A 19,438-nucleotide genomic window follows, 5' to 3' on the forward strand; every position below is an offset into this window, starting at 1 on the left:
AATCTAGTATGTGCGATCGCTCTTGTATTTTCTTGACAATAAGATAATCTTACAACCGCTCAATTATCTTTGCTTCTTCCGAAAGTTTAGCATCCCGCTGTCCAGTCGATCGCGCTTGTGAGTTGAGCAAACTAATGGGAGTATTTAATAAATCGACAACAGTCGCTTTCCCTATCATTGCCTTAACGCTAGTAACTGGTAACTCCTTCAACAACCACCGCACAAGGCGATAAAAAGTTTCTGTCGCCTTCAGTTCTGTCATCAAAGTGACGCCGTACAGTTCGTGCAAATAACGATTCGATCGACCGTAGCGTCGCCATTGCTTTTGGAATTCTGCCACTGTCGATCGATGCCGATGTTTTACAATCGCAGTTGGTGCAAAAGATATCTGCCACGAAGTTTCTCGTTGAATTCGCCAACAAATATCGGCATCGCCACCAGTAGTCATGTAAGGACGAAATAACCCTACTTGCTGAAAAATTTCCCGTCGAATTGCCAGATTAGCAGTTTGACCGTATGGACAAAAAGGATGTTCTAGCGTATACTTTTGGGATAGAACATTGTAGCTATCGGCGTATTTTTCCAGCAGCGTTTTACCGGGTAATCCTTCAACTTCACCTGCTACAATACCAACAGATGAATCGGCAAAAGGCTGAATCAGATTCTGTAACCAATTCGGTTCGGGACGACAATCAACATCGGTAAAAGCGATAATTTCACCTGTAGCGGCGCGAATCCCGGTGTTGCGTGCGGCGTAGGAACTTTGAATTTTGTTTTCCGTGAGGTGACGAATATTTATCTTATTTAGCTTCTCATTACCCCCGCCAGGGGAGTCAGATGCAGCAGCAGCTTGCAGTATACTGGGAGTGCGATCGCTACTGCCATTATCCACCAATAAATACTCTACCCGGTCAGTTGGATAAGTTTGAGCTTGCAAACAGCTAATTAAATCTGGTAAATCTGCCTCGCCATTATATATTGGTACAATAACCGAAACTTTAGGTAATGTCGTTTCCATAAGAATTTCTAATTTATCATTGAATAATTTCTACTTCTGTTCCTTGCTGCACGACTTGATATAATTCATCAACATCTTTATTTTTGAGGGAAATGCAGCCTAACGTCCAATTTGATTTATTGTCTATTAAATCATCGCTGGGTGTGCCGTGAATTCCGATTTCGCTGCCGACTGAATCATTCCAGCTTATTTTACCGCCAAACTTAGCTTTAAAATGTTTTCTCCAGGAATATTTGTTCGGGTAATCCAACCAGAGGAATTTTGACCAAGCGGCATGGGGATAGAGGTCTTTAATCTTAAATTTTCCTTCCGGAGTGCGCTTATCTCCTTCTTTGAGCTTATCGTCAACTGGGTTATTGCCAAACACGACAGGATAGGATTTGACAGGTTTTTTATCGTGATAAACTGTGAGCCTGTATTCAGATTTTTCAATCAATATTGATATTTTGTTTTTGTCTATTTTCTGTGCGTTTAAAATTTCGATGATTTGCTTGTTGCCATTGAGTATTTGGTTGCTGGGGAGTCGGGGATGGGAAATGTTTCCAGAAGTCTCATCCTCACAACCATTTAAGCAAAGAACATCCAAAAGATCGGGCAGGGGTACGGCATATCCCAGACGTGCGAGTTGCAAGTAAAGAACGGAGGTAGCTACGATAATAACAGTTAACGATAAAAATTTTATTTTGAGATTATTTGACTTTTTTTTCATAAATATTGGATATAAATTAGGCATTGATAAGCACAAAGGTGGGCAATGCCCACCCTACTGTTAACGGATGAAGAAACAAAGCAAAGCTAAAATCGCGTTAATCGCGTAAAATGTGGCAACTACTTGAATTTCCGACCAACCGGAAAGTTCTAAATGGTGGTGTAGAGGTGCCATTTTGAATAGCCGCTTACCAACACCATCGGGGCCTTTTGTTGCTTTGTAATAACTCACTTGAGCCATTACGGAAAGGGTTTCCACAAAGAAGATACCGCTGATGATAAATAGACTCCAAAGCGTGTTACTCAAAATAGCAACGGATGCTAAGGCACCTCCCAGCGCCAGGGAACCGGTATCGCCCATAAATACAGTAGCTGGGTTGCGGTTATGCACCAAAAAACCCAAACAACTGCCACTTATGCAGGCGCAGAAAATGGTCAGTCCGGGGTAAGTGGGAGCGATTATAGCACCGAGTCCGAGTAGAGCGATCGCACACAGTCCGCCTGCAAGTCCATCTACACCATCGGTGAGGTTGGTGGCGTTACTTTCTGCTACTAACGCAAATGCAGCTAAAGGCCAAAACAGCAACCCCAACGGTAAAGCTAAACCAAATGGTAAATCTATTGTGCTGATATTTGCAGGTTGACTGAAAATTAACCACAAACAAAATAGCACTGCAAAACCAATTTGCAAGGCTAATTTCATTTGTGGCGAAATGCCTTTGTTGGACTTGCGGCGTAAAATTTGCCAGTCATCCAACCAACCGATAAATCCATAACCGAGTGTAAGCAGCGACACAGGCAACACAGGAGCAAAGTTTGACAAATTCAATGCCAAACCAGACCACAACAGGGCAAGTAGAACGCCTACTGGTATAAAGAACACCCCGCCCATTGTCGGAGTGCCGCCTTTTTTCAAGTGGGTTTGGGGGCCATCTTCGCGAATTACTTGTCCAGCTTTGAGCGATCGCAACAATGGCACTACCCAGTATCCCAACCCAGCAGTTGCCGCAGCACAAACCCAGAACGGCAAAGTCAGGGAAAAGCTGAGGTTAAAAGCTCGATTTGCTTGATAATCGCAAAGTAGGGCCACCAAACTGAGTGCAGCTGCAAGCAAAACCGACAGGGTGGTTCCTGAGAAGTTTAGCGATCGGCTATCTAATGATTTAGCATCCACGGAACTGCTATTTCACTCCACACAACAAATTGAGACTACCAGACAGTGATTGGCGAATCGGGATTAAATATTTGTGCGATCGGATCAGTCTATGTCGTCAACGATGTCATCATCATCATCCAAATCTTCGTCATATACAATGTCATCGCCGCCCATGAGTTGATCGATTTCTTCATCCTCATCTAAATATCCTTCAGCATCGTCTTCAGCACGCGCTAGTAGGCGACCTGTAGCTTCTAACCAATCCAAAATGGAAGTTTCTTGCTTGATGGGAATCACAGCAGCTGGTTGATCGATTGGTTCTTCCCGTAGAGAGGGGTTGTATATCATACGAGCTTGACCGGCAAAACACTATAAATTGAGACTATTAGAGTTTAGCAGTTACTAACCTATTCGACTGTTAGCTCTAGCTTTACAGGCTTCCCGCCGTAAGATTATCGATCGCAAGTTACCTGTTGTTCTTTTCTCTCCCACTCCCCCGCTCCCCCACTCCCCCTCATTCTACCGTCTCGATACCTAAATCCTAAAGTATCCTTAGTGATGGGGAGTTCAGAAGAGGTATGCAGGTATGATTGGCAAAGCATCACTGCTAGAAGCGATCGCAGGTAAAAATCGCGGTTTGTTGGCGACCGCAGCTGACAAACAAGCTATACTCTCTCTTGTCGCCCAACTGGAAGACCGCAACCCCACCCCCCGACCGACGGAAGCGGCAGATTTACTCGACGGCAACTGGCGACTGCTTTACACTACCAGTAGCGAACTTTTAGGCATTGACAGCGTGCCATTGTTCAAACTCGGTCAAATTTATCAATGCGTCCGCGTCAAGGATGCCAAAATTTACAATATCGCGGAAATTGGCGGTTTGCCTTATCTGGAAGGTATCATTAGCGTTACTGCTACTTTCACCCCGGTTTCCGAACGACGGGTTAACGTGAGATTCGATCGCGCCATTAGCGGTTTGCAACGTGCGATCGGTTATGAATCTCCAAATCAATATATCCAGCAAATTGAAACAGGCAAAAAGTTTTTTGGGATTGACTTTAAAATTGAGAATCGCGACCAAAAAGGTTGGCTGGATATTACCTATTTGGATGAAGATTTGCGGATCGGTCGAGGCAATGTGGGGAGTGTGTTTGTTTTGACTAAAAATTAAATTAGTCAGTTGTCAGTTGTCAGCTGTCAATTGTCGGCTCTACCGTTTTTGTGCTGATAATAAAAATCGATCTGATCGTAGAGTGGGTTAGGCACGGGCGATCGCTTAAGCAGTTTCAACTAATAATTAACAAACCGTGCCGTCACCCACCATCATCACATATATGTAACATAAATAAACACTTTTCACCATTAACCCAAAAGACTCCAATTATCTTAACTACTGACTGCTAGCAACTACCAACTACTAATCTATGCGCTTATCTCAAAGACACTTAAACTTGTTATCCACTTGTCCCCGTAAGTTTCAACATACCTACTTGGAACAGTTGGGCTCGCTCACAACACCAGAACAACTAGAGCGGATAAATTGGGGCAGTCATTTCCACTTGTTAATGCAGCAGCGAGAACTGGGTTTGCCAATAGAATCAATCGTGCAAGAAGATGCCCAGATGCAGCGTTGGCTGACTGCTTTAGTGAGTGCAGCACCAGAAATTTTGACGCCCAGTTTCAATAATAAAGCATTTCGGGAAAGCGAACATTGGCGCGTTATCAATTTGCAAGGATATGTACTGACAGTTATCTATGACTTGTTGATTGCTGACGACAAAAAAGCGCAAATTCTCGATTGGAAAACTTATCCATTACCCAAAAATCGCCGCTGGTTAGAAGAAGACTGGCAAACTCGTTTGTATCTCTATGTTTTGGCAGAAACAAGCGATTATTCGCCCGAACAAATTTCGATGACTTACTGGTTTGTGCAATCTCAACCAGAACCGAAAAGTCTTCAATTTAGTTATAATGCTGGCAAGCACGAGCAAACCAGAAGGGATTTAATTGCTCTGTTGAATCGGCTAAATGATTGGCTGGCAAGTTATGAGCGGGGAGAGGAATTGCCGCAAGTTCCTTTATATGCTAGTGAGTGCGATCGCTGTCAGTTTGCGGTAAGGTGCGATCGCACTTTAGAAAGCAACGAAACTGAAACAAATGAAGATTTGATTCCCAATTTGGTTAATATTCAAGAAGTTTCATTGTGATATCTGAATTGAGGATAACTTTGGTGGAGTGAAAGTGCGATCGCATTTTTTTGTGCAGGTAGAAAGCACTACACAAAGGTTAAGTATTCTCTGTAAGCTACACCCAAAGTTATTACAGGTTATAATAGTGAAATGATATGCTTACGACACGCTACGCGAATGCACTAAAATTGCCCATGAATACTAACGAGATGCGCCTTCAAGTTAAAGAATACGTAGATCGATTATCACCAGAAAGATTGCGCGTTGCTGCTGATTTTTTGGCTTATTTGGCAGAACGCGAGAGTAACGAAGCAACTCAGGAATTGTTAGAAATTCCCGGTTTTGTAGAAGCTTTTGAGAGGGGGAAAGAGGATGCTGCTTCTGGAAGGGTAACTGATTGGCGAAAAATACGAAACGATGTATAGAGTTGAGTTGTCGTCTGAAGCAGAACAGTTTTATGCAGCAGCAAACCGTCCATTAGCGAAAAAGTTAGCTAGATGCTTTGAGCGACTGGAAGAAGATCCCCGCAACCACCCTAACATTAAACTTCTCAAAGGAAATTTTGCTGGTTATTACCGCTATCGTGTGGGTGATTATCGCGTGGTTTACTACATTGAAGAAAATGTTGATTCCGATATAGATGCTGATAATGATGAAGATGAAGGTCGGGTTATTGTGATTGCGATCGCTCACCGACGGGAAGTATACGAATAAATGCTCAGCGATCGCACGAATTGACCTCTCCCCCAACCCCTCTCCTACAAGGAGAGGGGAGTAATCTTGCTCCCCCTTCCCTTGTAGGGAAGGGGGTTGGGGGGTTAGGTTTTTCGGGGGATGTGGAGGAAAAGTGCGATCGCACTTACCAACTCCACCAACCAACCTCACATAGTCTAAAAAATGCTACAATCTACTAATGGGTAAACTAAAGAAATTAATTGAATACCTTCTTTCTCGTCCTCCTGAAGCTAGATTTGAAGATATTAGTTATGTCTTGGAAGCGTTTGGTTATCAGGAAGTTAGATCGCGGGGAAGTCATCACGCTTTTGAGAATGAGCAAGGAGAAGTCATTATTATCCCTAAGAAAGGCGGTAAAAAAGTCAAACGAACTTATATTGAAGAAACCATTAGATTACTAGATTTAGAAAACTGGAAAGATGAAAACTAATCCTCAGCTAGAGCATCAATCTTTAGAATATTATCTCTCTTTAAAATATCCGATGTCTATTTACCCGGAAGAAGATGGTGGATATACAGTAATTATTCCCGATCTACCAGGTTGTATGAGTCAGGGAGAAACCTTAGAAGAAGCGTTGGAAAATATTAATGAAGCGAGAGAGTTATGGATAGAAACTGTTTACGATCGTGGGAAAAAGGCAATTCCTTTACCTTCTAAACGAATTGCGGTTTAAAAAGAGCGATCGCTTGACCTCTCCCCCAACCCCTCTCCTACAAGGAGAGGGGAGTAATCTTGCTCCCCCTTCCCTTGCAGGGAAGGGGGTTGGGGGGTTAGGTTTTTGCGATCGCAGCTTACTTTAAGCTCTAATTCTGAAAATCATTCCAACTCTTACCATCCAACAACTTTGCTAATTCACGAGAATTTTGGCAATCCAGCGCAATGTTCCAAAAGTATTTCTTTGAACCAAACATTCCACCAGGACTTGTCTTTTCAAAACAAGTATGTTCACCATTAGTCAACAAAAATACCTGCAACGGTAGAGTTTTATTTTCATTAATCCTAAACTCAAAACGACGAATAGCTTCCCTTGCTTCCTCAATTAAAACTTGTTCCGGTTCCCCGCTATTATTCCACTTCACATTTCCTTCTCCTAGTTCCTGCTGAATCGAAACAACCCCTCTCACTTCAAATATTTTCGTAACTCTCTTATTTGTATAAGGAGCTAAATATTTAGCACGTCTGTGACTATACGATCCACCTGTATCTGGACAAATATAGACATTTGCTTCTATTTCTTGAAATGAACCTGCACAATTAACAATATCCAGCAAATATTTCCACCTTGGCAAAACGTTCTTTGTATCCAAGTAAATTTCAAACTCATCGATTACTTTTTTAAATGATTCTGAAGAACGAACACTCTTTAATTGTTTGAGTAGTTCTTCAAATGAGATCGGTTGTAGAATAACTCGATCTTCTTCCCACGCTTTTTTAATTTGTTCTGCAAATTGCGTTTCTGGTTCATCGGATTCAAAATTAGAAAGCAGGAACAGAATTTTATCTTGAGTTTCTTGTTGAAATCCTTTTATATGTTCATAAGTTTGCTTTTCATAAAACCAGTTAGTTAGCTTAGTCTCAAAGAAAATAGTAAAAGACCTTTGAGTTATCGCTAAATCAGGAATGCTTTTTCTTTGTTTTGTCTGTTGTAAAAAATTCACCCCTACCGTTAAATTAGTACCTGATGGCAATAAAGCTCCCAATACTTCTTCAAAGCTTTTGGGATTTTCTTCATAAAGCATTTTAAAAATTAGTCCGCAATAGTTAGTAAGTGAGTTTTCGCCACTGCGATAATCAGTAAATAAAGATATCGGTCTACTCATTGATTTGTTCCTTATCCTTTAACTAAGTTTTCCGTTGGTTAATCAGCCGCGTCAATTTGCTGAATAAATTCATAAATATCAGCGAGATACTTTTCTTCTCTTCCTGCTAGTTCATTTTTAATATTCTCCACAGCCTCTCTAAGCGCATCTGATATAAATTGGGTATGCTGACGTTTTTGTTGGGCAAAAATTGGCAATACAGAACTATTATTATTAGTGGACAGCGAAGGTGCGATCGCAATAAAATCGTGAATGGTTTCTTTTATCGTAATAATATCTTCTGCTTCTGCTTCTTCTGATTCCAAGTCGTCTAGACGATAGTTAAGAATCCTAAGCTCATTCTGAGGACTTATTTCGCAAGTAAACCTCATCTCCGAGTTTGGATATATTAGGTAAGGATAGGGTTCTTCAAATTGCAAAAGTAAACCATAATTATACCAGCACTGTTTATTTCGCCATTCATTTACCAAACTTGCTAACCAATCATCATGAGTTTTAGGCAATAACTTTAAATCCTCAATATCTGTATAGTCCTCTTTGCATTCCTGAAAATCCCAAAAAGCTTCCATATTAGAATCGAAGGGAACTTTCCAGCCGTCATTAGTTAACAATTTCTCAAAAGCTGGAACAATATCGTGACTCATTGCACCTTCAAAAAGGCGATCGTAATATTCTGACCACGCATCACTTTTACTTATTTCATATTCTTCTCCAGTCTCTTCATCTGGTTTAAAATATTTTAATTCCCCATTATTTCCAGCTTCAACAAAAGCTACTGGATAACCAGGATCTGGACTTTCCCCTCTAACTACAATGCGGGGTATTCCATAACTACCATCAATATAAGAGAAACTTTTTTTAGGCTGTGTTTTTTTCTTTTTACCTTTAGCCATTTTTGTCTGATTAGTTATTTGATTAATATTAATGTACTACAATATTATTATTGAGTCAAGTTGGTGCGATCGCTATCATACATCACGCTTGATTATTGATTCAACAATTGTCATAAACTTTCCTTAATTCATAAATATCAGAACTAATATCCTCACCCTCAACCGTCAAAAATTCATGCAACTCTTCTATAGAAATCGGAGCCTTGAAAACCTTTGTTTCCATTTCATAAACATCTTGAAAAGACTCTATAGCCTCTTTAAGCTTGCTAATAGAATCTTCTGGATTACTTCCCTGTCCTACTAATCCATTCTCCAAACACAAAGACACCCAATAACCCGCACTTTGCCTGAGTACGACTGTGTAAAATTCCATTGCTTCACCTGCTAATTAATCCTGTAAGGTAGGCATTGCCCACCATACAATCATTATACTTCAATTCAAGTAGCAAAGAATTGAGCCAAAATTTACATTTTTTGGCTTCGATTTTATCGCTCAAAAAAACTTTCTTTCAAAGTTTCTTCTAAAGTAAAAGGTGACTCTTTAGGAAAAAAGTTTAATTTAATTCCCGTTTCCTCCGACGCTTTCAAACGTGATTTTTGATAACAATCATCAAACACTTCGGAAACTAGAGGTTGCAAACTGGGACTATCTTCTAGTAATCCTTCGATACAAATACGCTGTTCGCTGATGGTGCTACGCCAACTTTCGCTCCGCTTTTCCGGCTGATATTGCCATTTTAACAGGTGCATTAAAAGCACGATTAAACGGCTTTTCAATTCGCGCTTCTCACTTCTGCCCATACTTTCAATTTCTTCGATTAAATTAGGAATATCTATCTCATTAAATTGACCTTTTTTTAGCTGTTCAGCAGTTGTTTGAATCCATAGATAAAAATCTCGATCGTAGAGACTTTTTGTAGTTGCGATCGATGCTTGGCTCATAACTTATCTCCTTTTATCCATCGCTTGATTAAGGTGGGCAAAAAGCCCACCCTACCATCATTCTAATTCAACGCACCCGCCGGAATACCCAAAATATCCTCAATCTTAGGCATATCTTCCAACGCAATTACCCTTCCTTCATCCTCAAAACCAGCAATTTCATCGAAATTCAAATACCGATACAAATCGCCAGCTAAAGGATGAATTTTCTTCGCCACAATATCCAGATATTCCTGCACCGTCGGAATCCTTCCCAACAACGCACAAACTGCTGCTAATTCAGCCGAACCTAGATAAACTCGCGCATCTTTACCCATGCGATTATTGAAGTTGCGGGTAGAAGTTGAAAACACCGTTGTAGCGTCGGCAACTCGCGCTTGATTACCCATACAAAGACTACAACCGGGCATTTCCGTTCTCGCACCAGCAGCACCGAAAATGCCATAGTAACCTTCCTCTTTCAATTGCTGTTCGTCCATCCGAGTTGGCGGACAAATCCACAACCGAGTTTTCACCGCACCTTCGCCTTCCAAAACCTTGGCAGTAGCGCGATAATGACCGATATTTGTCATGCAAGAACCGACGAAAACTTCCTGCACCGGATCGTTAGCAACTTCGGACAATAATTTAATATTATCCGGGTCGTTTGGTGCAGCAACAATTGGTTCTTTGATTTCGTTCAAATCGATTTCGATAATTTCCGCATATTCCGCATCAGCATCAGCTTCCATTAATACTGGATTTGCCAACCATTGCTCCATTTTCGCGACGCGACGCATGATAGTACGCGCATCTTGATAACCTCGCGCTACCATATTTTTTAATAGCGCAATGTTGGAGCGGATATACTCGGAAACGGTTTCTACACTCAGTTTAATCGTGCAACCAGCACAAGAACGTTCGGCGGTAGCATCGGTCAATTCAAAAGCTTGCTCGACTTTCAAATCTGGCAAACCTTCAATCTCCATAATTCGCCCGGAGAAGACATTTTTCTTGTTCTTCTTCTCCACAGTTAGCAATCCTTTTTGAATTGCTACGTAAGGAATCGCATTGACGATATCTCGCAGCGTTACACCGGGTTGCAATTCACCTTTGAATCGCACTAAAACTGATTCCGGCATATCCAAAGGCATCACGCCCAAAGCAGCAGCAAATGCTACTAAACCGGAACCTGCGGGAAAGGAAATTCCTAATGGGAAACGAGTATGGGAATCGCCACCAGTTCCTACCGTATCTGGTAACAACATTCGGTTTAACCAAGAGTGAATAATTCCATCTCCGGGACGCAATGCAACGCCACCGCGTTCTGCCATGAAATCGGGTAATTCTTTATGAGTTTTCACATCAACTGGTTTGGGATATGCTGCGGTGTGACAGAAACTTTGCATGACTAAATCTGCACTAAATCCCAAACAAGCGAGTTCTTTTAACTCATCTCTGGTCATCGGGCCTGTGGTATCCTGGGAACCAACGGTTGTCATAATTGGTTCGCAAGATGTACCGGGACGAACACCGGGCAATCCACAAGCTTTCCCGACCATTTTCTGTGCTAAAGTGTAACCTTTACCCGTATCTGCGGGTTGTTTTGGACGGGTAAATACAGGTGAAGGTTCTAATCCTAATGCGGCGCGAGTTTTATCGGTGAGAGTGCGTCCAATTAATAGAGGAATGCGTCCGCCTGCTCTTACTTCGTCGAGAATTGTATCTGGTTTGAGGGTAAAATTGGAGATAACTTCGCCAGCTTCGTTGGTAATTTCTCCTTTGTAGGGATGAATGGTAATTACCATTCCGGTTTCCATTTTGGTGACATCGCATTCGATCGGCAATGCACCGGAATCTTCGGCAGTATTGAAGAAGATGGGAGCGATCGCACTTCCTAATATATATCCTCCCGATCGCTTATTGGGAACGTGAGGAATATCTTCCCCAATATGCCACAACACCGAGTTGATCGCTGACTTGCGGGAAGAACCAGTCCCGACTACATCCCCCACATAAGCGACAGGATGCCCTTTTTCCTTCAATTGTGCAATAGTTTGCAACGCCCCCGGCATCCGCGATTCCAACATCACGGTAGCGTGCAAGGGAATATCCGGGCGAGTGGTAGCATGAGGTGCAGGGGACAAATCATCGGTATTCGTTTCGCCAGGAACCTTAAACACCGTGACGGTAATCTCTTTCGGCAATTTGGGACGCCCGATAAACCAATCTGCTTCCGCCCAAGCATCAACTACCTGCTTAGCATAAGGATTGACATCTGACAAATGCAGGACATCGTTAAAAGCATCAAACACCAACAACGTATGACTTAAAGCTGTGGCTGCTGCGCCTGCAATTAAGCTATCGTGAGATTTGAGCAAATCTACCAACGATTGCACATTGTACCCACCCAACATCGTACCCAACAGATAAACCGCTGATTGGGGAGTAATCAGACTACAAGTGATTTCGCCCTTTGCAACACCAGTGAGAAATCCCGCTTTCACGTAAGCAGCTGCATCCACACCCGGAGGAACGCGATTTGTCAGCAAATCCAACAATGTCTCTTCTTCCCCGGATGGCGGATTTTTCAGCAGTTCGCATAATTCCGAAGTCTGCTGTGCATTTAAAGGTAGCGGCGGAATTCCTAAAGCCGCTCTTTCAGCAACCTGTTGACGGTAAGCTGACAACATCTATTGTTCTCCTCATGGATTTCCTAGCTATATTGGTTAGTCTATCGCTATTTAGGCTTCCAGAGTGTTATGGGATAACGGTTTTGTGGGTATTAGGTTAACTTGTAGGGTGCGTCAGAGCGAAGATTTATGATGAATTTTTCTATCTCTAAATCTGACGCACCCTACAGATGAGATGATCTTAGTAGGGTGCGTCAGAGCGAAGATTTATGATGAATTTTTTTATCTCTAAATCTGACGCACCCTACAACTACTACAACTACTATGATATGCTAATTTTAGGTTAGAGGTTTTTCATTATGTCTAACTATCGAAGAGTAATCATCCCTGGTGCAACTTATTTTTTTACTCAAGTAACTTATCAAAGAATACCTTGGTTATGTAGTGATATTAGTCGGGAAACTTTGCGAAAAGGTTTACAAAGATTGCAAATTTTATATCCATTTTCACTAGATGCGATCGTACTTTTACCCGATCATCTTCATTGTATTTGGACTCTTCCTGATGGAGATAGTAATTATGCAGGTCGTTGGCGTTACTTAAAAATTTTTGTCACTCGTAGTTGTGGACATAAATTACAAATTGCAGCCGAAATTAGTCTATCTCGTCAAAAACGTCAAGAAAAGAATTTATGGCAAAGACGTTATTGGGAACATTTAATTACAGATGAAACAGATTTCAATAATCATTATAATTATATTCATTATAATCCCGTAAAGCATGGGTTATGTCAATCTCCTAAAGATTGGAAATTTTCTAGTTTTCACCGCTTTGTTAAGCAAGGAATTTATCCTGAAGATTGGGGTGCAAATGAAACTCCTTATATTCTTGAAAATATTGGGAATGAATAATTTAACACGAATTGTAGGGTGCGTCAGATAGTTAAGTTAATTATCTGAGCAATAAATTTTTGTCTGACGCACCCTACCAGGTAGGCTAATCATAGTTTGTCGGGTGCGTCAGATAGTTAAGTTAATTATCTGAGATTTTAGTGCGTAGGGTGCGTCAGACCGCAAATTTATGCTAAAATTTTTTACCCCTAAATCTGACGCACCCTACGAAAGAGCTTAGTTTTTGTTAAGCTGTAAGTAAATGCGATCGACCAATATCAAGAGAAGATTTAAGACAAAGTTTATCCCTCTCATCAATGGACTTGATGAATGGGTTACAATCTTTGCATCAACGTTATTTACTTAAAAGAATAGAAGGGGAAAAAGTATTGTTTGATTTATCTGCGGTTTTTCGAGAATATGTCATAAATTTTGAGAATAATGGGTAGTAAATTATTGTTATAAATTGAGATCCCCGACTTCTTAAAGAAGTCGGGGATCTTGGGGATCTGGGCAGCAAGTTTTGCTTAATTTTCTTTGGTAAAATTCGCAGATTGTTCTATAATAGAATAACTCAAATCTTGTACCAGTGTCAAAAACCGGGTTTTGGCGATCGACTCAACCTCATCTCCTACATCTTCCTCTCAAAAACCCGGTTTCTCATCACTCATCATTCCTAGCGAGGTCAGAATGACTACTTTACTAAAAACCCATAAAATCTATGATGAATTCATTGATTTTATTGCCCAAGGGACAACTCCAGAAACGATGACTAAATTTCAATTTTCTGAGACAACGAAAGAACGGATCGAAGATTTAGTTTACCTGGCAAAAAGCGGTGAACTGTCCCTAGAAGACAAAAAAGAATTAGATGAATTATTATTTGTCGATCATCTAATTACCATGATTAAAGCAAAAGCTCATCAATACATTCAATCTCAATCTGAATAGGTGTTAATCATGTCTCGTCCTTATCTTTCTCCTGAGTTGAGAAAATTTATAGCACAAAGAGCAGATTGTTTATGTGAATATTGTTTAATTTCAGAAACAGATCGGCCTTCTGGTTGTCAGATAGACCATATTATCAGTTTAAAACACGGTGGCGAAACCATAGCCGAAAACTTAGCATATTCTTGTTTATATTGCAATCTAAATAAAGGTACAGATTTAGGTTCAATTATTTGGCGCACAGGTGAACTGGTAAGATTTTTTAATCCTAGACGCGATCGCTGGTCAGAGCATTTTCGTCTAGAAGGTGCAACGATTCAACCTTTAACAGATATTGGGGAAGTGACAGAGAGAATATTTCAATTTAATTATAGCGATCGCCTTCTGGAAAGACAACTTTTAATCAATGTCAATAGATATCCCTCCCCATCAGCTTTACAACGCATCAATAATTAATATAAGCGGTGGATTGGGTAATTGGAATGCTATCGCTATTTTAAGTATAAAATAAAGTGCGATCGCCTTACAAAGGATGAGCGATCGCACTTCCAACAAGCCTGTAAAAAGGCAAACATTTCCCCCTGTTAGCCAAAATAATTAGCAGACTCTATTAAATCGTTGTGCATATACCCATTAGGCATTTTTACCCCAGTCAAATTTGCTCCGCTTAAATTTGCTCCTTTGAGGTTGACCCAATTTAGATTGGCATTACTTAGATCTGAGTTACTCAAATCTGAGTTATTTAAATTTGCTCCAGTCAAATCGATTCCGCTCAAATTGGCTTTAACCAAGCTGAGTCCTCTCCAGTCTTGTTGCCTAAAATTTCTTTCGCCCGTTGCATATCGTCTTAAAACTTCATTGGCATCCATATTGGTTGCCTCGCAATGTGTAGCGTTATCGCTGTGTATATATCTATTATATCTTATCTTTTTGATTTGTTAACATAACATTTGCCAGCCAAATAAAATCATCAGATTTTGTTAGTAATATCCCAGCCTAAAACGTTTACCTGATGCGAAGAATAACAGATGAACACAAATAAGAGAGCAATTTGATTAGGCAATCGATGCAACAGAATATGATATTAATGGGATTTTTCGGCGAGGTTTTATAACCCTTTCCAGACAACACAAATTGCTTAACAAACATAGTTTGCTGGAGATTGTCGGAGGCATTTCACCAAACGTAGAAAACGCTCGACAATCTCCCAAAACTATTACAGATGCGAGTTTTCGAGATAAACTCTCTGCTTTGACTCGATTGTGCGATCGCCATTGAGCGAAGCCATCCCGTGTTCTGAAGCCCGAAGTTCAGTCTCCGAGATGTTTGGCTGTTTCATATAAACTGAGTTCAGCAGAATATTCAGCACTCTGCCTCGTTCTGCTTGCTGAATTGCTCGATGAGTGATCAACTCGCCCACATTGAGGATGATGTTGTCCTGCGGATCTAAAATGACGCGAGTCACAGGGCGACCCAAAGCTTGCTCGATTCGCCTTTGATGAAAAGCTCTCGTACCGCGACCTTGCGCTTCTCTAAACTTCTCTTTCAGATTTTCCCACAAAACACTGATATTCTCTTGCGCGATCGCAGCCTCTTCCTGAAATTTCGTACCAGTTCGAGAAAATGCCTCTTTAGTGCTGTATCGAGCAGCTTCCGAAGGCTGCAAGCCAACGGCATCCAGTAAAGCAGCTTCACGCCCGTACACTTTCGCTCGTTCGATCGCGATATCCGTTACAATCTGACCGGGAGCGACGATAATCGAACCATTTTCATCGCGAAGCAATCGTTGAGCGCGGCGACCTTTGGCTCGATCGACTCCCATCCAAGCCAGTGTATTCGACAGCGCCGTGTTAGCACTGCGAGTTGTTCCTTGCAAATTAGTTTCGACTCGATCTGTCGCGTCTTGGAAACGTCGATCGATCCCCGCCTTCATTCCACCAGTTGCTCGATACAGCCGATCTAAGATACCGAGTCCCTGCGCCTCCTCAGCTAGTGGCAATGTAATCGGTTGACCTTTCATCGCGAACATCGTACCGTCTTTGGTAGTGACATCGCGATCGAGTTGTTTGCCAACTACATATACCAATTGTTCTTCTGGATCGATCAGTCCGTTCGTAACAGCAGTAGCTGCACTGCGACTACCTTGGGCAAAGCGATCGCTAGCACCGTTGGCAGCATCTTGCAGCATAATGTTGGCAGATTCTACACCTTCCTGAATTTTGGCATTCGTTACCGCACCTGCTTCTTGCAGCATAATGTTGGCAGATTCTACGCCTTGCTGGATTCTAACATTCGTTGCCACCGCCGCTTCTTGTATCTTTTGGTTAGCAACTTCGCTGGACTCTTGTAATCTGCTGCCAGCAGTTTGTACGGCACCGAGAACTCCACCCACTTGCTCCGCCATTAGATCGGCGATCGCAGGCGGCACAAAGGTAATCTCTTCACCAATTTTGACATCATAAGGAGCGGGAATAAAAGAGCGTCCAGAGTAAGCATCTGCAAACAGTCCACCCGATGCTTCGTAGCCCTCAATCTTTCCAGTTCGATCGTCAAAATACAGATCTACAACCGAACCCAGATAGCGACCATCTGTGGTCAAAACGCGAGTCCCTCTCACAACCAAGTTGCGCTCCAGAATCTTATCAATTTGAGGAACTTCTGTTGCTGAAACGATCGCGCGATCGTCAGCCACAACAATCGCGTTCAGTCCGATCGCTTTCACTGCTCCTAGTGGGATCGCTTTGGCACTACGAAATAGCCCACTTTCCTTGACTAGAAAACCAAGCAACTGATTATCGTTTTGGTCAAAAATTAAGTCTTGAACCCGTGCAATTCTTTTTCCTGTATCGTAAGCAATAATAGCTTTATCGATTAAGTCAGTACCTTTTCTCATCTCTGCCTCTGCAATAATTTTTTTGAAAAATTCGCAAATCCTACTTTATTCCACTAATTACCTTGCTGACTGGTGTATTGAACGTCTCGACCAAAGCCAGGAACCAGATTGACATAGCCCAAATACTCCAGAGAGATCCCTGTCCCGATCGCGATCGAGAACAACAGAGCTATGACTGGGTTAGGATTAGTACGTTTTCCGATCAGTCTTGGCATAAACTTTCTCCTGATTAAAGGGTAATTAAATAAACTGTGAGCCAGCTTTCTTTAGCTGACTGTAGGTTAGAGCCGCTAGAAAGGAGGCTGTGTTCGCTTTTGTATAATTTATAAAAAACTTAGCCTACAAATTAAATATATTTGAATTTTAAAATCTTTACATCCATCAATATATATACTTCGACTAAAATACATCAAAACATTCGTGGAGCAACAACTATAGATAGTTGCTGCCCCACAGATACTATTCGCTATGTAAGCGTTTGCTTACGCAGGAATTAACACTGTATCAATGATGTGGATAACACCGTTATCAGCAGCTACATCGGCTGTTGAAACTTTGGAATTATTCACCTTGACGCCGCCATTGGAAGCATCAATTTTTACCTCTGAACCTTCAACCGTCTTAGCTGACTTCAGTTTAACCACATCAGCGGCCATCACCTTGCCTGAAACGACATGATAAGTCAAGATTTTCTTGAGTTTTGGAATGTCCTTAAGCAATGCGTCTACTGTGCCTTCTGGAAGTTTAGCAAACGCCTCATCAGTAGGGGCAAAGACAGTAAAAGGGCCAGCGCCTTTGAGAGTATCTACCAAATTCGCAGCCTTGACTGCGGCAACTAGGGTGCTGAAAGAACCAGCATTAACGGCAGTATCAACAATGTCAGCCATGTATTCACCTAGTTTTGTGTCATCTGTTATAAACTTAACCTACTTTTTCAAAAATAGTATCTACCTTTAGATATTTACGTAATCTATTTAGTTGAAGTAGTAAAGATGCTGAATGCTTTTGATAGATAAATAGATATGTGTTGAATATTAAGGTGAAATTAACTTGATTAGCAACTTGAGTTAATAGCCACAAAATGATGAAAGTGCATCGCTATGAGTGAGGATGAAATATTGTTGCAAATAGGAGCAAGTCGGGACTTATTCGTGTGACAGGGCGGCCTAGAGCGATCGAAATGCAGCCAAAGCAGTTAAAATCGAATAAACCTGTATTTAGCCCCTTACCTTCGCAAGAGCGGTGATTAGGTAAAATAAAACTCGCCTGAGAAGTCGGGTGCTAAACTGAAACTGGAAACCTGCCAGTCCTCACCTAACATGACTGTATTCCCCCCCCAAGAGCCAAAAGTTGTCATCCGTCCAGTTCAATACCGAGACCTGGAAGCGCTCGAACAGATTTTTACACAGGCGTGTGAGGTAGAAGACCACAGCTGCTGCGCTGACACAAAAAGGCAGCTGCAAAGGGTTCGCGGCTGGTACTGGTTGTTCAAGTTCTTAAGTTGGTTTCCCAACCCGTTCCAGTATAAGTTCTGCGCCTATGTAGCCCAGCAGGATCGGGAAGTGAGGGGCACGATCCAAATATCTCCCTTTAATCGCACGCGCAGTACCTGGCGAGTAGAACAAGTGGTGGTTGACCCAAAAGCACGCAGCCAAAGCATAGGTTCCCAATTGCTGCGCTATTGCTTCGAGACAATCTGGGAAGCACGCACTTGGTTGCTAGAAGTAAATATTCACGACAAAACGACACTGGCTTTATATCGCCAAAATGGCTTTCAGCCTTTGGCCCAAATGACTTATTGGGCGATCGCACCGGATATACTCCAAGAACTGCAACAAGGAGAACCGGATTTACCCAACCTACTGCCGGTCAGCAATGCCGATGCTCAACTGCTTTATCAACTCGATACCGCATCCATGCCCCCCTTGGTGCGGCAAGTATTCGATCGCCACGTCCAAGATTTCAAAACCAGCTTCTTCGGCGCTTTAATAGAAGGACTGAGACAGTGGTTTGGCCAAACCGAAGTCGTAAGCGGCTACGTGTTTGAAACGCAGCGCAAAGCAGCGATCGGTTATTTTCAAATCCAACTCAGCCGCAACGGTTCCGTACCCCACACCGCCCAACTGACCGTTCATCCCGCCTACACCTGGCTTTATCCGGAATTGCTGGCCCAGATGGCCCGCATCGCCCAAGATTTCCCGCCCCAATCTTTGCAACTAGCTTCAGCCGACTACCAACCAGAAAGAGAAGAATATCTAGAACAACTCGGCGCTGAACGAGTGGAACATACCCTCCTGATGTCTCGTTCCGTTTGGCATAAGCTGCGGGAATCGAAACTGGTATCCTTAGAAGGACTGCCCTTGTCTGAAGTGCTGCAAGGTTTGCAGCGCTCTCGCCAACCAGTACCGGGAAGAATGTCTTGGTTGCGATCGCGGCAGCTAGCAACGCCAGAATCGGCAAGAACTGATTTAGCATCGAACGTTTCCGGGCAACCAGGGTCAAAATCGGAATCTGGCTCGGAAACAGTCGGAGGCGTCGCTTTTAAAGTATCTCGCAACGGTTCCTCTGGCAACTCATCCAGCGTTGATGGCGGCGAAACTCACCAAGAAGAACCTTCTTGCTAGCGTGTAGGA

The 19,438-nt window shown here is 42.2% G+C and carries 23 protein-coding genes; 10 read left to right on the plus strand and 13 right to left on the minus strand.

Annotated elements, in window-relative coordinates; translation table 11 throughout:
- Nucleotides 1–49 precede the first annotated feature (49 nt).
- The 4 genes from H6G03_RS11585 to H6G03_RS11600 all read right to left on the minus strand — a co-directional run bounded on the left by H6G03_RS11585 (nucleotide 50) and on the right by H6G03_RS11600 (nucleotide 3,227).
- Nucleotides 50–1,018, minus strand: a complete 969-nt coding sequence (locus tag H6G03_RS11585; protein WP_190464528.1) for a glycosyltransferase — start codon at nucleotides 1,016–1,018, stop codon at nucleotides 50–52.
- A 16-nt stretch (nucleotides 1,019–1,034) separates the two neighbouring features.
- On the minus strand, nucleotides 1,035–1,727 hold the full coding sequence (locus H6G03_RS11590) for a L,D-transpeptidase family protein (RefSeq protein ID WP_190464529.1): 693 nt from the start codon (nucleotides 1,725–1,727) through the stop codon (nucleotides 1,035–1,037).
- A 60-nt stretch (nucleotides 1,728–1,787) separates the two neighbouring features.
- The gene (gene mraY, locus H6G03_RS11595) at nucleotides 1,788–2,900 is read right to left on the minus strand and encodes a phospho-N-acetylmuramoyl-pentapeptide-transferase (RefSeq protein WP_190464530.1); all 1,113 of its coding nucleotides are present in this window, start codon (nucleotides 2,898–2,900) and stop codon (nucleotides 1,788–1,790) included.
- An 84-nt stretch (nucleotides 2,901–2,984) separates the two neighbouring features.
- Nucleotides 2,985–3,227 (minus strand): DUF3134 family protein, encoded by a 243-nt coding sequence (locus tag H6G03_RS11600; protein WP_190464583.1) that lies wholly within the window; start codon nucleotides 3,225–3,227, stop codon nucleotides 2,985–2,987.
- A 241-nt stretch (nucleotides 3,228–3,468) separates the two neighbouring features.
- On the opposite strand from H6G03_RS11600, the gene H6G03_RS11605 reads away from it, so the two are divergent.
- The 6 genes from H6G03_RS11605 to H6G03_RS11630 all read left to right on the plus strand — a co-directional run bounded on the left by H6G03_RS11605 (nucleotide 3,469) and on the right by H6G03_RS11630 (nucleotide 6,480).
- On the plus strand, nucleotides 3,469–4,053 hold the full coding sequence (locus tag H6G03_RS11605; protein WP_190464531.1) for a PAP/fibrillin family protein: 585 nt from the start codon (nucleotides 3,469–3,471) through the stop codon (nucleotides 4,051–4,053).
- Between the two features lie 253 nt (nucleotides 4,054–4,306).
- On the plus strand, nucleotides 4,307–5,089 hold the full coding sequence (locus tag H6G03_RS11610) for a PD-(D/E)XK nuclease family protein (protein ID WP_190464532.1): 783 nt from the start codon (nucleotides 4,307–4,309) through the stop codon (nucleotides 5,087–5,089).
- A gap of 137 nt (nucleotides 5,090–5,226) precedes the next feature.
- Nucleotides 5,227–5,496 (plus strand): hypothetical protein, encoded by a 270-nt coding sequence (locus H6G03_RS11615; protein ID WP_199315260.1) that lies wholly within the window; start codon nucleotides 5,227–5,229, stop codon nucleotides 5,494–5,496.
- Nucleotides 5,489–5,785: a type II toxin-antitoxin system RelE family toxin gene (locus H6G03_RS11620; RefSeq protein ID WP_190464533.1), complete on the plus strand. Its 297-nt coding sequence runs from the start codon at nucleotides 5,489–5,491 to the stop codon at nucleotides 5,783–5,785. The genes H6G03_RS11615 and H6G03_RS11620 overlap by 8 nt, the downstream gene beginning before the upstream one ends.
- Nucleotides 5,786–5,984: 199 nt before the next feature.
- A complete protein-coding gene (locus tag H6G03_RS11625) occupies nucleotides 5,985–6,236 on the plus strand; it encodes a type II toxin-antitoxin system HicA family toxin (protein ID WP_190464534.1) in 252 nt (83 codons plus the stop codon).
- Nucleotides 6,226–6,480, plus strand: a complete 255-nt coding sequence (locus H6G03_RS11630; protein ID WP_190464535.1) for a type II toxin-antitoxin system HicB family antitoxin — start codon at nucleotides 6,226–6,228, stop codon at nucleotides 6,478–6,480. The genes H6G03_RS11625 and H6G03_RS11630 overlap by 11 nt, the downstream gene beginning before the upstream one ends.
- A 130-nt stretch (nucleotides 6,481–6,610) precedes the next feature.
- On the opposite strand, the gene H6G03_RS11635 is transcribed toward H6G03_RS11630, so the two are convergent.
- The 5 genes from H6G03_RS11635 to acnB all read right to left on the minus strand — a co-directional run bounded on the left by H6G03_RS11635 (nucleotide 6,611) and on the right by acnB (nucleotide 12,134).
- Complete coding sequence (locus tag H6G03_RS11635) at nucleotides 6,611–7,627, minus strand: hypothetical protein (RefSeq protein WP_190464536.1); 1,017 nt, start codon at nucleotides 7,625–7,627, stop codon at nucleotides 6,611–6,613.
- Nucleotides 7,628–7,665: 38 nt separating this feature from the next.
- Nucleotides 7,666–8,520 (minus strand): hypothetical protein, encoded by an 855-nt coding sequence (locus tag H6G03_RS11640; RefSeq protein WP_190464537.1) that lies wholly within the window; start codon nucleotides 8,518–8,520, stop codon nucleotides 7,666–7,668.
- A 100-nt stretch (nucleotides 8,521–8,620) separates the two neighbouring features.
- Nucleotides 8,621–8,893, minus strand: a complete 273-nt coding sequence (locus H6G03_RS11645) for a type II toxin-antitoxin system HicB family antitoxin (protein ID WP_190464538.1) — start codon at nucleotides 8,891–8,893, stop codon at nucleotides 8,621–8,623.
- 113 nt (nucleotides 8,894–9,006) lie between these two features.
- On the minus strand, nucleotides 9,007–9,462 hold the full coding sequence (locus tag H6G03_RS11650; RefSeq protein WP_190464539.1) for a DUF29 domain-containing protein: 456 nt from the start codon (nucleotides 9,460–9,462) through the stop codon (nucleotides 9,007–9,009).
- A 62-nt stretch (nucleotides 9,463–9,524) separates the two neighbouring features.
- Nucleotides 9,525–12,134: a bifunctional aconitate hydratase 2/2-methylisocitrate dehydratase gene (gene acnB, locus H6G03_RS11655; RefSeq protein WP_190464540.1), complete on the minus strand. Its 2,610-nt coding sequence runs from the start codon at nucleotides 12,132–12,134 to the stop codon at nucleotides 9,525–9,527.
- A 299-nt stretch (nucleotides 12,135–12,433) separates the two neighbouring features.
- Here acnB and H6G03_RS11660 point away from each other — a divergent pair, with 299 nt between their 5' ends.
- From H6G03_RS11660 to H6G03_RS11670, 3 genes are all read left to right on the plus strand, one after another.
- Nucleotides 12,434–12,985: an REP-associated tyrosine transposase gene (locus tag H6G03_RS11660; protein ID WP_190464541.1), complete on the plus strand. Its 552-nt coding sequence runs from the start codon at nucleotides 12,434–12,436 to the stop codon at nucleotides 12,983–12,985.
- Nucleotides 12,986–13,654: 669 nt separating this feature from the next.
- Nucleotides 13,655–13,915: a hypothetical protein gene (locus H6G03_RS11665; protein WP_190464542.1), complete on the plus strand. Its 261-nt coding sequence runs from the start codon at nucleotides 13,655–13,657 to the stop codon at nucleotides 13,913–13,915.
- A 9-nt stretch (nucleotides 13,916–13,924) separates the two neighbouring features.
- Nucleotides 13,925–14,368: an HNH endonuclease gene (locus tag H6G03_RS11670; RefSeq protein ID WP_190464543.1), complete on the plus strand. Its 444-nt coding sequence runs from the start codon at nucleotides 13,925–13,927 to the stop codon at nucleotides 14,366–14,368.
- Between the two features lie 128 nt (nucleotides 14,369–14,496).
- Here the strand turns inward: H6G03_RS11670 and H6G03_RS11675 are convergent, their stop codons facing one another.
- The 4 genes from H6G03_RS11675 to H6G03_RS11690 all read right to left on the minus strand — a co-directional run bounded on the left by H6G03_RS11675 (nucleotide 14,497) and on the right by H6G03_RS11690 (nucleotide 17,692).
- Nucleotides 14,497–14,781: a pentapeptide repeat-containing protein gene (locus H6G03_RS11675; protein ID WP_190464544.1), complete on the minus strand. Its 285-nt coding sequence runs from the start codon at nucleotides 14,779–14,781 to the stop codon at nucleotides 14,497–14,499.
- A gap of 347 nt (nucleotides 14,782–15,128) precedes the next feature.
- The gene (locus H6G03_RS11680; RefSeq protein WP_190464545.1) at nucleotides 15,129–16,805 is read right to left on the minus strand and encodes a PRC-barrel domain-containing protein; all 1,677 of its coding nucleotides are present in this window, start codon (nucleotides 16,803–16,805) and stop codon (nucleotides 15,129–15,131) included.
- Between the two features lie 53 nt (nucleotides 16,806–16,858).
- A complete protein-coding gene (locus H6G03_RS11685) occupies nucleotides 16,859–17,020 on the minus strand; it encodes a hypothetical protein (RefSeq protein WP_190464546.1) in 162 nt (53 codons plus the stop codon).
- A gap of 267 nt (nucleotides 17,021–17,287) precedes the next feature.
- Entirely contained in the window at nucleotides 17,288–17,692 is a 405-nt protein-coding gene (locus tag H6G03_RS11690; RefSeq protein WP_190464547.1) for a fasciclin domain-containing protein, read from the minus strand.
- A 432-nt stretch (nucleotides 17,693–18,124) separates the two neighbouring features.
- Between H6G03_RS11690 and H6G03_RS11695 the strand changes: the two genes are divergently transcribed.
- Complete coding sequence (locus H6G03_RS11695; protein WP_190464548.1) at nucleotides 18,125–19,429, plus strand: GNAT family N-acetyltransferase; 1,305 nt, start codon at nucleotides 18,125–18,127, stop codon at nucleotides 19,427–19,429.
- The last annotated feature ends 9 nt before the right edge of the window (nucleotides 19,430–19,438 follow it).

Source organism: Aerosakkonema funiforme FACHB-1375 (genome assembly GCF_014696265.1).
Classification (GTDB): domain Bacteria; phylum Cyanobacteriota; class Cyanobacteriia; order Cyanobacteriales; family Aerosakkonemataceae; genus Aerosakkonema; species Aerosakkonema funiforme_A.

Excerpts from the sequence above, each read along its gene's own strand:
- H6G03_RS11585 (WP_190464528.1), bottom strand. The coding sequence starts at position 1,018 with ATGGAAACGACATTACCTAAAGTTTCGGTTATTGTACCAATATATAAT.
- H6G03_RS11590 (WP_190464529.1), bottom strand. The coding sequence starts at position 1,727 with ATGAAAAAAAAGTCAAATAATCTCAAAATAAAATTTTTATCGTTAACT.
- H6G03_RS11605 (WP_190464531.1), top strand. The coding sequence starts at position 3,469 with ATGATTGGCAAAGCATCACTGCTAGAAGCGATCGCAGGTAAAAATCGC.
- H6G03_RS11610 (WP_190464532.1), top strand. The coding sequence starts at position 4,307 with ATGCGCTTATCTCAAAGACACTTAAACTTGTTATCCACTTGTCCCCGT.
- H6G03_RS11615 (WP_199315260.1), top strand. The coding sequence starts at position 5,227 with ATGCTTACGACACGCTACGCGAATGCACTAAAATTGCCCATGAATACT.
- H6G03_RS11620 (WP_190464533.1), top strand. The coding sequence starts at position 5,489 with ATGTATAGAGTTGAGTTGTCGTCTGAAGCAGAACAGTTTTATGCAGCA.
- H6G03_RS11625 (WP_190464534.1), top strand. The coding sequence starts at position 5,985 with ATGGGTAAACTAAAGAAATTAATTGAATACCTTCTTTCTCGTCCTCCT.
- H6G03_RS11630 (WP_190464535.1), top strand. The coding sequence starts at position 6,226 with ATGAAAACTAATCCTCAGCTAGAGCATCAATCTTTAGAATATTATCTC.
- H6G03_RS11635 (WP_190464536.1), bottom strand. The coding sequence starts at position 7,627 with ATGAGTAGACCGATATCTTTATTTACTGATTATCGCAGTGGCGAAAAC.
- H6G03_RS11640 (WP_190464537.1), bottom strand. The coding sequence starts at position 8,520 with ATGGCTAAAGGTAAAAAGAAAAAAACACAGCCTAAAAAAAGTTTCTCT.
- H6G03_RS11645 (WP_190464538.1), bottom strand. The coding sequence starts at position 8,893 with ATGGAATTTTACACAGTCGTACTCAGGCAAAGTGCGGGTTATTGGGTG.
- H6G03_RS11650 (WP_190464539.1), bottom strand. The coding sequence starts at position 9,462 with ATGAGCCAAGCATCGATCGCAACTACAAAAAGTCTCTACGATCGAGAT.
- acnB (WP_190464540.1), bottom strand. The coding sequence starts at position 12,134 with ATGTTGTCAGCTTACCGTCAACAGGTTGCTGAAAGAGCGGCTTTAGGA.
- H6G03_RS11660 (WP_190464541.1), top strand. The coding sequence starts at position 12,434 with ATGTCTAACTATCGAAGAGTAATCATCCCTGGTGCAACTTATTTTTTT.
- H6G03_RS11665 (WP_190464542.1), top strand. The coding sequence starts at position 13,655 with ATGACTACTTTACTAAAAACCCATAAAATCTATGATGAATTCATTGAT.
- H6G03_RS11670 (WP_190464543.1), top strand. The coding sequence starts at position 13,925 with ATGTCTCGTCCTTATCTTTCTCCTGAGTTGAGAAAATTTATAGCACAA.
- H6G03_RS11675 (WP_190464544.1), bottom strand. The coding sequence starts at position 14,781 with ATGGATGCCAATGAAGTTTTAAGACGATATGCAACGGGCGAAAGAAAT.
- H6G03_RS11680 (WP_190464545.1), bottom strand. The coding sequence starts at position 16,805 with ATGAGAAAAGGTACTGACTTAATCGATAAAGCTATTATTGCTTACGAT.
- H6G03_RS11685 (WP_190464546.1), bottom strand. The coding sequence starts at position 17,020 with ATGCCAAGACTGATCGGAAAACGTACTAATCCTAACCCAGTCATAGCT.
- H6G03_RS11690 (WP_190464547.1), bottom strand. The coding sequence starts at position 17,692 with ATGGCTGACATTGTTGATACTGCCGTTAATGCTGGTTCTTTCAGCACC.
- H6G03_RS11695 (WP_190464548.1), top strand. The coding sequence starts at position 18,125 with ATGACTGTATTCCCCCCCCAAGAGCCAAAAGTTGTCATCCGTCCAGTT.